We start from the raw sequence: 13356 nt of genomic DNA, 5'->3' as shown, positions 1-13356 counted from the left end.
GTAGCGACAAAAAAGCTAAATGGCTTTAACGATGAGAGGGTTCACTTTAACTATTGCCACTAAGATTATGCTGACCAGCGTTATCTTTGCAGTAACGGTGGCATTTGCTATCGCTTATCTATCGATAGTGATTGGCCATGATGCAGAAATTATCTCAAAACAAAGCGAAAGTGTTGATCAACAATTTCAATTTGTTGCAGAACAAAATAATCTGCTGGCTCAGCAAAAAACAAATATTGATGAGCTTAAGCTGGTGAATGGGGCAATGAAAAGTTTTGCTGATATGCGTTTTTGGCTTTATGACTTATCAGTGAGTTGGTTGAATGAGTCAGAGAGTAATGCTGAAGAGGCAAAGGAAAAATTGGCTGGACAGCTTCAACAAATAGGGGTTAAACACCCTGATGTCGTTAAAAATATTAACGCAGAAGTGGATAAACTTTATGAACAGATGATTGAGGCAGTGGATGCTTATGTTGATAACAACCGGGTATTGGGTAATTCCTTTGTTACTAAGGTACGAGAAAGCAGCGGCAAAGTAGATCAAATTCTGATTGGCTTACGACAGCAGGTTCAGCAAGAAACCAATGTAATTGGTGAAAAAGTTGAACAAGCGGGCGCTGCGGTCACCCAGTCGGGTGAAAGCGTAAGAGAAGCTGCAAATGAGGTAGTGAGTAGTAATGAGCAGCTGCAGAAGGTGTCAATAGGGATACTCGTGGGTGTCGTAATACTCTGTGCTATTTTTAGTGTGACTTTACGCCGCGCAATTTGTGCGCCTATAGAATCATTGCGTGGTGCAGTTGAGCATGTAGAAAGCGAGTCTGATCTGACTCATCGAGTGAATGTTAGCAGCAAAGATGAGCTGGGGTTAACAGGTCAGGCATTTAATAAAATGATGGCCCAATTTCAAAGTATTGTTTCAAAAGTCAGCACTGCTTGCCTGGATTTAAATAAAGCAATAGAAAAAACCACTACAATAATGCAGGAAACCAATACCAGTGTGTCCCAACAACAGTTAGCCACTGATCAGGTCGCTACGGCAATTAATCAAATGTCGATTACTGTGCAACAGGTTGCCTCTAATGCAGCCCATGCTGCAGATGCGGCATCTAATGCCAGTGATGCGGCTGCCAGTGGCCATGATGTAGTGGAGCAAACAATAAAAGTCATTGAATCCCTGTCAGAAAAAGTTGATAACGCGGGTGAGGCAATTAATCATGTGTCAAAAGAAAGCGCTAGCATTGGCACAGTGTTAGACGTTATTCGTGGTGTATCGGAACAAACCAATTTATTGGCATTAAATGCTGCTATTGAAGCAGCCCGTGCAGGTGAAGCAGGTCGGGGGTTTGCTGTCGTAGCAGACGAAGTAAGAACCTTGGCGCAGCGTACTCAAGAGTCCACCCAGGAAATTAGAACGACGATTGAGCGATTACAAGACGGTATTGAAAAAACCGTTCTTGTCATGCAAGAAGGAAAAGATAGAGCCACTGATGGAGTCGCTCAGGCTATGAAGGCAGGTGATTCGCTAGAAGTCATTACCCAGGCGGTGGAACAAATTAATAACCTTAACTCACAAATTGCAACAGCAGCTGAAGAACAAGCGGCCGTAACAGACGAAATTAACAAAAATATTACGAATATTCGTGACGTTTCAGCACAAACCTCACAAAATGCTCAACAGACAACGGATGCTTGTAATAAGCAACAAACACTGTCTAATCAACTGGCAAAATTAGTGAACCAGTTTCAGGTATGAGCCTAGTGGTTATGCACCACTAGGCGTTTTTTTATACCCATCACGAATCATTTTTACTCGTCAAAGTGGTATAAAAATCATTCGCGAGGAGTATTAGAATTAAAACTGTGCTTCTTCAGTAGACCCAGTTAATGCGGTAACGGAAGATTCCCCGCCTTGGATAACATTCGTCATGTCATCAAAATAGCCAGTACCGACTTCTTGCTGGTGGGCAACAAAGCTGTAACCCCGTTCAGCATCAGCAAATTCTTTTTCCTGTAATTTTACATAAGCGGCCATATCATTACGGGCATAATCATGGGCTAAATCAAACATACCATGCCACATCGAGTGGATACCCGCTAAGGTGATAAATTGGAATTTATAGCCCATGGCTGATAATTCCCGTTGGAATTTTGCAATAGTGGCGTCATCTAAATGTTTTTTCCAATTAAAACTGGGTGAGCAATTATAAGCCAGTAGTTGATCAGGATATTTATCGCGGATCGCTTCAGCAAATTGTTTGGCTTCTTTTAAGTCTGGCGTGGCCGTTTCACACCATAATAAGTCTGCATAAGGAGCGTAAGCTTGCCCTCTGGCAATGGCTTGATCAATACCGGCTTTGGTTTGATAGAAGCCTTCTTTAGTGCGCTCATTAATAATAAATGGCGCGTCATATTCATCTATATTGGAGGTGATAAGGTCAGCTGCGTTTGCATCTGTACGAGCAATAATTAAGGTGGGGGTACCAGCTACATCTGCTGCTAATCGAGCTGCCGTCAACTTTTGAATGGCTTCACGAGTGGGTACTAATACTTTCCCACCCATATGACCACATTTTTTAACAGCGGCTAACTGGTCCTCAAAATGTACACCAGACGCACCCGCTTTAATCATCGCCATTGTCAGTTCATAGGCATTTAATACACCACCAAACCCCGCTTCGGCATCAGCAACAATCGGCGCAAAATAATCAATATAAGCAGGGTCATCAGGAGAGATATTTTTTTGCCACTGAATTTGATCGGCCCGTAAAAAAGCGTTATTAATTCGCTCAATAACATGAGGAACAGAATTAACCGGATAAAGGGATTGATCTGGATACATGGTCAGTGCGGTATTATTATCAGCTGCCACTTGCCAGCCGGATAAATAAATCGCTCTGACTCCAGCCTTTACCTGCTGGACCGCCTGACCACCAGTTAAAGCCCCTAAACTGTTGACAAAACCTTTACCTGATTGATCATGAATTAGTTGCCATAATTTTTCAGCCCCTTGTTTAGCAAAGGTGTAATCTATTTTTAGTGAACCTCTTAAACGCACCACATCCGCTGCGGTATATTCTCGTTTTACCTGTTGCCAACGGGGATTATGCTGCCAATCTTGCTCGATATGGGCGATTGCTTCAGTACGGTTGTAGCTAGTCATTACCTTGACTCCTGTGGACTGGTTAGGATGTAGTTGCTACGCCAAGTTTATTTTTCAATCTTGTATTTATTGGGCTGGATTAGCCAAGTGTAGTGCATGCACAAGCGATAGCTTGAATATTTCACTGGATATCAAAGACGATGTAATCTGATGAAATATTTAGGCTAGAACAGATACTAGGAATTGTGAGATGATTTAGGAAGTTTATAGTTTTTATCTTCGGTATTTTTAAAATGAATATAGCGAGAGTGGATTTAAACTTATTAGTTTATCTCGATGTACTACTCAGAGAGCGTAATGTCACTAAAGCAGCAGCGCATTTGGGGATTACCCAGCCAGCGATGAGTAACGGCTTAAGACGGTTACGGGAGTTGTTTGATGACCCACTGCTGATTCGCACCAGCGAGGGTATGACTGCCACTGAAAGGGCTCAGGACTTACAGCCTATCGTACGGGATGTGTTGGCTAAAATAGAACAGGCTCTACAGCCACAAAAAGCCTTTGATGCTCAGCACAGTGATCGGGTTTTCCGAATTATGGCCAGTGACTATGCGGAGTCTACACTTATCCCTGCTGTATTAAAACGCTTGCGACATGAAGCACCCACGGTCATTTTAGATGTACTCACCCCCAGTGATGTGAGCTTTTTAGATGTAGAGCAGGGGCGAGTGGATATGGCAATCAATCGGTTTGATGACATGCCCCAATCTTTTCATCAAACCACGATTTGGCGAGATACCTTCTCTTGCTTGATCAGTGTCGAAAACCCTATCTTAGCAGACTTTACTTTAGCCAACTATTTACAGGCACAACATATCTGGGTGAGTAAAACGGGTATGGGGGTTGGGGTTGGTATTACCCCACAAGATGTACAACGATTGGGCTGGGTCGATGAAGCATTGGCTAAACTGGGTAAAAAACGCAATATCAGTGTGTTTACCCGGCACTATCAAGTTGCCACCTTATTAGCTCAGGAAAAAGATTTAGTGGCAACCTTACCGACACGAGCTGCATTGTTGCAGCAAAAAAATAATCAACTTGTCATTAAGCAGCCACCCTTTGATATTGCGCCCTTTGAACTAAAAATGGCTTGGAGTCCTTTATTACAACATAACTCGGCGCACCAGTGGTTACGGCGGTTAATTGTCGAAGTGGCGGGCAGGGTGAAGTAAAAGGTTTCTCAAATTTTATTTTATTCAGAACTGCGCCAAGCAATAGGGCTACATAAACGATATCGATTATGTAGCCCTTAAGCCTCAATAATTAAGGTAAATACCCATAAGCAGGTAATGTTAGAAACTCGACCAGCTCATCACTGGTGGTAATTTGATCCAAAATCGTTTTGGCTTCTTCAAACCGACCTTGTTGCCAGCGCACTTCACCCACCTCCTGTTGTACAACAGTGGCCTCCTGATCAAGCATTTCCCTAAATAACGCTTTAGTGACTATTTGGCCATTATCCAAGGCTTTTTCATGTTTAATCCATTGCCAAATCGAGGTTCGAGAAATTTCAGCGGTGGCAGCATCTTCCATTAGCCCATAAATAGGGACACAACCGTTACCGTTAATCCAGGCTTCAATATATTGTAATGACACTCGAATATTACTTCGCATGCCTTGTTCAGTACGCTCGCCAGGGCAGGGGGCCAGTAAGTCTGTTGCAGTTATTGGTGTATCTTCTTCTCGCATGACATGGAGCTGATTGGGTTTATCTGCTGGTATATGCTGACCAAAGACAGCCAGAGCCGTATCAGCAAGGCCAGGATGAGCTACCCAAGTGCCATCATGACCATTGCTGGCTTCCAGGGTTTTATCCGCAGTTACTTTTTCCATCACCTGTTCATTGGTTGCGGGGTCTTTGCTGGGTATAAAGGCCGCCATACCACCCATGGCCATTGCGCCACGTTTATGACAAGTTTTAATTAATAATCGCGAGTAAGCACTTAAGAAAGGTTGATTCATGGTGACTTGCTGGCGATCAGGTAATACCCGGTCTGAGTGGTTTTTCAGGGTCTTAATATAACTAAAAATATAATCCCAGCGACCACAGTTTAAGCCCACAATATGTTCTTTCAAGGCAAATAAAATTTCGTCCATTTCAAAGACGGCAGGTAAGGTTTCAATTAATACTGTGGCTTTGATCGTGCCTGAGTCAAGTTTGAATTTTTGTTCTGTAAACTTAAAGACTTGAGACCACCAAGCAGCTTCCTGATGACTTTGCAGTTTGGGAATATAGTAATAAACGCCAGAGCCTTTAGCTAAACGCGTCTTATAGTTATGATAAAAATACAAGCCAAAATCTAATAAACAGCCAGGAATGGGCGTATTTTGGTAAGTGATATGTTTTTCAGGTAAATGCAAGCCACGTACCCGGCAAATTAAAACAGCAGGGTTATCATTGAGTCGATATTCTTTACCTGTGGTAGGATGGGTGTATTCTATAGTACCAATATTGGCGTCACGCAGGTTAACCTGGCCTTGAGCAATCCCCTCCCAACTAGGAGACTGAGAATCTTCAAAGTCTGCCATAAACACTTTAACATTGGCATTCAGTGCATTGATAATCATTTTACGATCAACCGGCCCAGTGATTTCAACCCGGCGGTCTTGTAAATCAGCAGGTATGCCAGCAATTTTCCAGTCGCTGTTACGAATCTCAGCCGTATCCACTAAAAAATTGGGAAGTACCCCTTTATCAAAGCTCGATTGGTGTTGTTCCCGTTCAGCTAATAAATTATTGAGCTGAGGTTGAAACTCTTTAACCAGCTCAGTAATAAATGCCATGGCTTCATCAGTAAAAATCGTTTTATAAGCCGATGTCAGCTCAGCGTGAATAGACAATTCGGCAATTGAAGTGGGGGTTGTCATGAGTTACACCTTAACCTTTATTAAGCTTCCAATGCTGATTACATAGACACTACTAGATAATAAATAGATAGTAGGCTTTTTTGCTGTTATTTGATGCCAAAAAGTGTGCGGTCAACCAACAGTAAAGTCAATGAAAGGTTGGTTAAATCGAAGACTAAAAACAATATATTCGGTATTTTTCTGACTTATGAGTCGGTTATAGTAGACCAATGATCCCCCTTTGCGCTATTTAGCCTATCCAAAACCACTAATGATTTGACTGATTAAACAATATAGGAGTAAATCTGGAAATGATGGTTGAAAATATAATGATAAGCGAACAAACTGACCAAAGGGCCTGAACACTGTACTCTATCTATAGTATAAAAGTCCTTCAACTCAGTTTGGTCAATCAATAGCGAATTCTATGAAAAATAAGTCAGTTGTTGCCATTATTTTACTCATATCAGTCTTTCTTGCCAGTTGTTCTGCACGGCATAATGACCGTCAACAATGTGCCTCATTAGTTAACACTACTTGGGAACGAATGGATATAGCTAAAGCGGAGGGATTTGCAGGTACCTTAAGCTATTCTAAAGCAGTAGGGCTGCTTTCTTTAGCAAAAACGGCTCAGGCAGTTGAAAAGTTTCAGTCATGTATCAAGCATGCTAATAAAGCGCTGTATTATGTGGATCAGTCCAGGCAAGGACAGTAGTCGTAGAAAGTGTGGCTTGTCAGGCTATACGGTAGATTATGGTTAGTCTGATGGGCTTTGATTCATCAGGAGAAGGGAGGGCAGCTGGTCATTCCTGCTTACCATCCCATTGTTAATCCCGGTCTGGTGGTAAAAATGACTACTTTAGTTTTGAGTGTACTTACTGGGTTGCTTCTACAAAAAACTGATTAATCAATTTTTTGATTATCCCTTCCTGTTCCATTGCTTGTAACACCTGATTCAGTTTTGGCACGAGTGTATGATGCTTTTTATGTAGATAGTGATATAACGGCGTAACAGCAACAGGAGGCTCCAGTATTTTCAGCTTGCTTCGCTGCATCCGCTTCATTTCCATTAAGATATTAATGCGTGGTAATATGCCAATGTCTACTCGGTTTAAGTTAACTAACTGCATTAGCTGCTCATAAGAAGTGGCTCCAATAGTAGTCATGCCTTTGGTTCCATCCTCTACTATTTTCATCCCGATTAGAATGCCAATATTGTAAGGACGTAGGCTATTCCAGCCTTGAACAGGAAAGTCTTGTTGCTTACTAAAAACCATTTGCTCAATATAGTAAACAGGCGTAGGTACCATCAGTAAGTTAGGATACCGTGCTTGAATATTAGCGATTCTTATTAAATCGCCATCCACTATGCCTTGATTGGCTATCCACAATGCTCGTTCACCAGCGGGCATGAGTTCTATTGTGATACTCAAATTAAGCCGGCGATAGGCTTCCTGAAGCACATACTTAGGGCCTTCACCTAATGCAACAAATACTAATGTTTGATTTGAGTAGGCTGGGTGGCTTTTTAAAATGAGTAATAAAAATAAACCAGCGACATAACGCAAGAGCAGGCAGGCCTTTAGTCTTTTAATGTTAAATGTTTGAATGCAGGATGAATAAAATAAGTATAGCAGGTTAAAGGGTTAGTTATTTCCTCTCACACTATTTGGCAATTTAGTCTGGAATTTGGAATTTTTTGTCGTCTTGCACTAGGCTTAGTATGAAATTTTAGTGACCTTTCATCAAGCAGTAACAAGAAGAGAAGTAAAAATGAAACTCAAGTCTATTTTTATCCTTGCTCTGGCGTATCTGGTAGGCTCTTCCAGCGTATTTGCTGCAATTGATATTGTCCACCCGATATTACGAAAAGGCTCTGACTTAGATGCCTATGCCAGCCGGTTAATCGTCTTTTTAGTAGAAAAGTCTGGTGAAACTGCCAATATGAAACCCTATCGGTCAGTAGTGAATGCCCAGGACCGAAAAGTTGATTTACTTAAAAAAGGTGAGTTGAGTGTCGACTGGTTAGGTGCCAGTAAAGAAATAGAAGATAAACTGGTTCCCATTCGCTTTCCAGTCTTTCGTGGTTTACTCGGTCACCGTATATTTATTACGAATAAAACGACTGCAGCTACACTGGGTGATATCAAAACCAAGGCAGATTTAGATAAACTGACGATGGTTCAGGGTCAAGGTTGGGCTGATGTGGACGTGCTCAGGTCAGGTGGTTTTAAAGTAAAAGAGATCTCCAGCTTTGAAAGTATTTTTAAGCAAGTTAATGGTGGTCGTGCCCCATTATTTCCCCGTGCGGTTATTGAGCCATATAGCGAAGTAGCCAGTCGAGTAAATAAATTACCTGAGTTGATGGTAGACGATAAATTAATGGTGGTTTATAAGTTCCCTATGTTTTTCTTTGTGTCTCCTACAGATAAGCATAAACCATTAGTTGATGCTTTAAATAATGGCTTTAAAAAAGCGTATGATGACGGTTCATTTATTAAATACTTTGAGAGTGACCCACTTGTTAAAAGTACCTTTGAAAAAGTAAAAATGGATCAGCGCACGGTGTTTACTATTGATAACCCCCATTTAAGTGATGAAACTCGTGCTATAGATGACAAATACTGGATGAAAGCTAAATAAATATGACAATATAAAACGCTTTATTGGCAGCACTTAATCAACATACATTATGAGTGCTGCCAATGTTTAAGTAAGGGTTGTCAATACCTTACATTAAGGTTCTACTAATCTCTGCTGCAATCCCCACAGAGAAAACACTTCCACCAAAGCCTTCATCTTCAGCATCTTCATCATAATAGACATACTGAGCAAAAGTAGAAATGCCATGACCTAGTGCATAGTCGGCAAGGAAGAATAATGCTCTGCCTTCATCATCGCTGCCATCCGCTGCGCCAAAACGACCATCATCGTCAGAGTCGAAGCCATAGAGGGCGGTTTTAAAGGTCCAATCGTTCATAGTCAAGCCAATACCTACCCCATAGACCAGTGTATTGGTATGGTCTTCATCTTGCAGCGTGCCAAATACACTAAAATCACCAAATGAAGCTTTAGCCCCTAACGAAGTAACGTCTCTTTCTGCACCTATATAGTCATCATCTTCATCATAACGGGAAATACCAAAATAGAAGGTATCATCAGAGTAGTTGGCCCCCCATACAGTCGCATCTACATCATTTTCTTCTGGGTCAGCATCAGTAGCAACTTGTACATAACCATGAAACCCTCCCATATTAGGAGTTACATAAGTCATAGCATTCCCTAGCCGATCAGGGGCAAATAAAAATACACCTGAATCATTTTTAAAGGTATCTATAACTTTTGTATCGGCAAGAATATTATTTTGTCGGCCAAAAATAACTTCACCAAAGTCTCCTTGTAGCCCCACATTTGCTTTCCGTAACCCAACGTCACCGTCATCAGTAGAGTCATTCGCTGGATCATTATCAGATGGTAAATTGAATTCTATTTGCCACCGGCCTTTTACCCCGCTCATATTAAGTTTATGAGCACCTTTAAAGCCTATCCGGGCTTTATCGACAATAGTGTCAAGGTCTGTGGTTTCACGGTCGAGTGAACGAATTTCTATCTCGCCATAAAGCTCGATATCGTCATCTTTACCATGGCTGGCTGCAAAAATTGAGTTGGAAGCAACGCTTGCGACAACGGCAAAAGATACAAGCGATACTAGCTTGGTGGATTTCATCGATCCCTCCTGATGGTCTAATTCCCTTTATTTATACCCTTCGCGAATTATTTTTATGGTTTGTTGTCTTCACCCTAATCATTTATAAGTACATAAACTCATAGGGGTAAGTCTGCTACTGCAAGACTTACGACAGCATCCTTAATTAACAAAAGAATGCTGGCTGGATCTTATCACTCGACGGCATCCCCTAAAAACCCTACGCTTTGGCTATATTATTGATTGGACTAACCTATTCTGCGGTACTGCCTGACAGGATGTCACTCTATAGAATAGCAATGAAAAGCACAATCATAGTCAGTAAAAATTAAATTCCTGTTTCACCGACAGTTGCAGTCATTATAGATTTGGTAATTGAAAGGGTAAAGTACACTTTATCTTGGCTATCATAATTTTTATAAATTCGATGATAAACTACTGCTCCTCGTCATTAAATATGATTTAACTGATGAGGAGCATTTTTTTGGGCGTCGTTAAGTTATTGAGGGTTTTTGGTTAAGTAAGTCGTTACTTTTTTTGCTGAATTTGCTCAGCAGTTGTTGAATATCAATAAAAATGCCATATAAAGCAGGAATTAAAAATAAGGTGATTACCGTTGCAAACAAAATTCCAAAGCCCAGGGCCACTGCCATGGGTATCACAATTTGGGCTTGTAAACTTTGCTCTAAGATAATAGGCGCTAACCCTAAAAAGGTTGTAACTGAAGTCAACATAATCGCCCTGAAGCGAGATTTACCTGATTTTAAAATGGCCTCGGATACGGTTTCTCCCTGCTTGAGCGACTGGTTAATAAAGTCCACCAAAATTAAACTGTCGTTAACCAATACACCTGCTAACGCAATTAACCCATAAATTGACATCATGCTTAGGGATAAATCAAATAACCAGTGGCCAGCGACTGCGCCAATTAGACCAAATGGAATTATGGCCATTATTAACAGCGGCTGGCTATACGACTTAAGCGGTATGGCAATTAAGGCATAAATTAACAGCAAAGCAAATAAAGCTGCTGTAACCATCTTTTGCTTGGTTTGCTGTTCTTCCAGACTGGCTCCCTCTAGCTCAGTTGATAGCGAAGGGTAACGGGTTTTTAGTTGGGGAATATAACTTTCTTCCAGCGTCTTAATGACCGTTTGCGGTTCAATTTTGCCAGGGTCAATATCAGCACTAATTGTCACCACATTTTTACCATTTAAGCGCCGAATAGATGCAGGAGCTGCTTGCTCCGTCCAGTTAACCGCCTGATTAAGTGGCATGCTGTTGCTGCCATCAACCCGGGCCTTAAAGTTAGCCAAATCACCTAAATGAGAACGCTCTGCTTTAGGATAACGTAATACCACAGTGACTTCTGATGTACCACGCTGGAATTTTTGCACTTCTTCCCCATGCACCCCCTGTCGAAGCTGGCCACCAATATCCGCTAATTTCAACTGATAGGCTCTGGCCTCTGGTAGCAGATTTAACACATAATCAGGCTGCGGAGAGCTATAGCTGCTTTCAATATCAAATACACCATCATAATTGGTTAAATGCGCTTTAAATTCATTGACCGCACTGGTTAATTCAGTCTCATTTCGGCTGGCGAGTTGATAAAAAACAGGCGCACCACCACCGGCATTAGTGCTGGAATCAAAATTCAGCTGTTTGACGCCAGGTAATGTGCCAACCGCTTGTCGCCACTGTTCAGTGATGGCATTTGCATCTAACTGTCGTGTTTCTGATTTAGTCAGCTCTACAACGACATCGCCTTGCTGCTCATCGTCAGTATAGGTGAGCATGTGTTTGACCAGGTGCTGGCTTGAATTCGCTTGAGCATAGTCTTGATCAATGGTAGCTAGAGCCTGCTCAATCTGTTGTAGTGTTTTATTGCGCGCTTCATTGGAGGTGCCTTCGTTCATGGTTAAGGCTACTTCAATAAAATCGGAAGGAACATTGGGGAAAAATATAAAGCGAACAATCCCCCCTTGCAGCATACCCACAGTAATAATGAGCATGCCGATAAAAATGGCAATTGTTGTATATCGATGCGCTAAGGCTTTAGTTAACCAGGGCTGATAATAACGCTGGATAAACCCTTGTAGTTTGCCATCAAACCAGTCTTGTAAGCGAGTCAGCCACGTTTGATGACTAGGCGCATATTTCATATGCACTAAATGGGCAGGCAAAATCAGCTTAGATTCAACTAGCGAGAAAAATAAACAAAGCATTACAACGACGGCAATGGACTCAAAAAAAGGCGCAGCTGTACCACCTACGGTTAAAATGGGGGCAAAGGCTGCCATGGTAGTCAGTACTCCAAATGTGGCTGGTACCACTACCCGGTGAACACCTGCCACCACACTTTGATGGCTATGACCACTGTTGACTATTTCGCTATAAGCACTTTCGCCAATAATAATCGCATCATCAACTACCACTCCTAGCACTAGGATAAATGCAAACAAGCTAACAATATTAATAAAAACGGGAAATGGACCAATGGGCATCAGCCAGATTGCACCTAAAAAGCTGATAGGAATACCCAGCACGACCCAAAAGGCAACACGAATACGTAAAAACAGGGTGAGCACGAGAAAGACCAGCAGTGCACCAACGCCCATATTTTCCAGCATCATATTGAGGCGCCCTTGTAGATAGAATGAAGTATCTCCCCAGTAATCAATACGCAAGGTGTCGGGTAAAGATGCTTGTTTTTGGGTTATGTATTCTTTTACCGCAGCAGAAGAGGCGATTTCATTGTCGCCAGCCGCTTCTACAGATAGTCCAATCGACATCTTTTGGTTAAACCGAGAAAAAATCCCAGTATCTTCATAGTCATCAGTGACAGTCGCAATATCCCCTAAACGAAGTAGTGAGCCATCTTGGTTAGCACGAATGATAATGTTTCGAAATTCCACTTCAGTTTGTGCCTGGCCTTCAGCACGTAACTGAATTTTGCCATTTTTGGTTTTGATCGCACCGCCAGCAATATCCACTGAACTATTGCGAATGGCATCCGCTACTTCAGCAAAGGTTAAACCATAGGTTTGCAACTGGGTTTCAGTGATTTCAATCGCAATTTCAGCACTGCGAGCTCCAAAAATATTCGCTTTGCTCACTTCCGGTAACGCTTGAATTTCGTCTCTGACATCGAGGCTGATTTGATGCAAAGTGGAATAGCTAACATCACCATAGAGGGCCACCCAAATTACCCTATTTTTTGGGGTAACTTTACGAATAGCCGGTTTTTCAACGGCTTTGGGAAAACTGGTAATACTGTCTACTGCTGTCCGTACCTCATCAAGTTTTTCATTAATATCAAAGCCTTTTTCAATATCCAAAGTAACAACGGTATAACCTTGTTCGACCCGAGCGTCCATTTTTTTGATACCTGCAATGGTTCGAACAGCAGACTCCACTCTCAGGGTAACACTCTGGGCAACCTCGCTTGGAGATGCACCAGGGTAATTAATCGACACCACAACAGTGTCCAGCTTGATGTCAGGAAACATCTGCTTTTTGATAGTAAAGGCTGAGCCAATTCCCAATGCAATGAGAAATAACATTAACAAATTAGCTGCTACCGAATTCGCAGCAAACCAACCGATGATGCCTTTCTTATGGGGTGTATTTGACAGCATAA

At 41.9% G+C, this 13356-nt stretch carries 9 protein-coding genes; 4 read left to right on the top strand and 5 right to left on the bottom strand.

Annotation, left to right across the window (positions count from 1 at the left end; genetic code table 11):
• The first annotated feature begins 31 nt into the window (after positions 1-31).
• Positions 32-1753 (top strand): methyl-accepting chemotaxis protein, encoded by a 1722-nt coding sequence (locus ORQ98_RS02620; protein WP_274687224.1) that lies wholly within the window; start codon positions 32-34, stop codon positions 1751-1753.
• 99 nt (positions 1754-1852) lie between these two features.
• On the opposite strand, the gene aceA is transcribed toward ORQ98_RS02620, so the two are convergent.
• Positions 1853-3160: an isocitrate lyase gene (gene aceA / locus ORQ98_RS02615; RefSeq protein WP_274687223.1), complete on the bottom strand. Its 1308-nt coding sequence runs from the start codon at positions 3158-3160 to the stop codon at positions 1853-1855.
• Positions 3161-3393: 233 nt separating this feature from the next.
• Between aceA and ORQ98_RS02610 the strand changes: the two genes are divergently transcribed.
• A complete protein-coding gene (locus tag ORQ98_RS02610; RefSeq protein ID WP_274687222.1) occupies positions 3394-4332 on the top strand; it encodes a LysR family transcriptional regulator in 939 nt (312 codons plus the stop codon).
• A gap of 91 nt (positions 4333-4423) precedes the next feature.
• Here ORQ98_RS02610 and aceB read toward each other — a convergent pair whose 3' ends face one another.
• Complete coding sequence (aceB, locus tag ORQ98_RS02605) at positions 4424-6028, bottom strand: malate synthase A (protein ID WP_274687221.1); 1605 nt, start codon at positions 6026-6028, stop codon at positions 4424-4426.
• Positions 6029-6434: 406 nt separating this feature from the next.
• On the opposite strand from aceB, the gene ORQ98_RS02600 reads away from it, so the two are divergent.
• Complete coding sequence (locus tag ORQ98_RS02600) at positions 6435-6722, top strand: hypothetical protein (RefSeq protein ID WP_274687220.1); 288 nt, start codon at positions 6435-6437, stop codon at positions 6720-6722.
• A 160-nt stretch (positions 6723-6882) separates the two neighbouring features.
• On the opposite strand, the gene ORQ98_RS02595 is transcribed toward ORQ98_RS02600, so the two are convergent.
• Positions 6883-7575, bottom strand: a complete 693-nt coding sequence (locus ORQ98_RS02595) for a substrate-binding periplasmic protein (RefSeq protein WP_274687219.1) — start codon at positions 7573-7575, stop codon at positions 6883-6885.
• Between the two features lie 205 nt (positions 7576-7780).
• On the opposite strand from ORQ98_RS02595, the gene ORQ98_RS02590 reads away from it, so the two are divergent.
• Positions 7781-8650 (top strand): hypothetical protein, encoded by an 870-nt coding sequence (locus tag ORQ98_RS02590; RefSeq protein WP_274687218.1) that lies wholly within the window; start codon positions 7781-7783, stop codon positions 8648-8650.
• An 88-nt stretch (positions 8651-8738) separates the two neighbouring features.
• Here the strand turns inward: ORQ98_RS02590 and ORQ98_RS02585 are convergent, their stop codons facing one another.
• Positions 8739-9734 (bottom strand): porin, encoded by a 996-nt coding sequence (locus tag ORQ98_RS02585; protein ID WP_274687217.1) that lies wholly within the window; start codon positions 9732-9734, stop codon positions 8739-8741.
• A gap of 473 nt (positions 9735-10207) precedes the next feature.
• The gene (locus ORQ98_RS02580; RefSeq protein WP_274687216.1) at positions 10208-13354 is read right to left on the bottom strand and encodes an efflux RND transporter permease subunit; all 3147 of its coding nucleotides are present in this window, start codon (positions 13352-13354) and stop codon (positions 10208-10210) included.
• Positions 13355-13356 lie beyond the last annotated feature (2 nt).

It is taken from the genome of Spartinivicinus poritis (assembly GCF_028858535.1).
GTDB lineage: Bacteria > Pseudomonadota > Gammaproteobacteria > Pseudomonadales > Zooshikellaceae > Spartinivicinus > Spartinivicinus poritis.
The sequence above is the reverse complement of the archived record's forward strand: the minus strand, read 5'-3'. Positions and strand labels throughout refer to the sequence as shown.

Coding starts and splice junctions, on each gene's coding strand:
- ORQ98_RS02620 (WP_274687224.1), top strand. CDS start 32: ATGAGAGGGTTCACTTTAACTATTGCCACTAAGATTATGCTGACCAGC.
- aceA (WP_274687223.1), bottom strand. CDS start 3,160: ATGACTAGCTACAACCGTACTGAAGCAATCGCCCATATCGAGCAAGAT.
- ORQ98_RS02610 (WP_274687222.1), top strand. CDS start 3,394: ATGAATATAGCGAGAGTGGATTTAAACTTATTAGTTTATCTCGATGTA.
- aceB (WP_274687221.1), bottom strand. CDS start 6,028: ATGACAACCCCCACTTCAATTGCCGAATTGTCTATTCACGCTGAGCTG.
- ORQ98_RS02600 (WP_274687220.1), top strand. CDS start 6,435: ATGAAAAATAAGTCAGTTGTTGCCATTATTTTACTCATATCAGTCTTT.
- ORQ98_RS02590 (WP_274687218.1), top strand. CDS start 7,781: ATGAAACTCAAGTCTATTTTTATCCTTGCTCTGGCGTATCTGGTAGGC.
- ORQ98_RS02585 (WP_274687217.1), bottom strand. CDS start 9,734: ATGAAATCCACCAAGCTAGTATCGCTTGTATCTTTTGCCGTTGTCGCA.
- ORQ98_RS02580 (WP_274687216.1), bottom strand. CDS start 13,354: ATGCTGTCAAATACACCCCATAAGAAAGGCATCATCGGTTGGTTTGCT.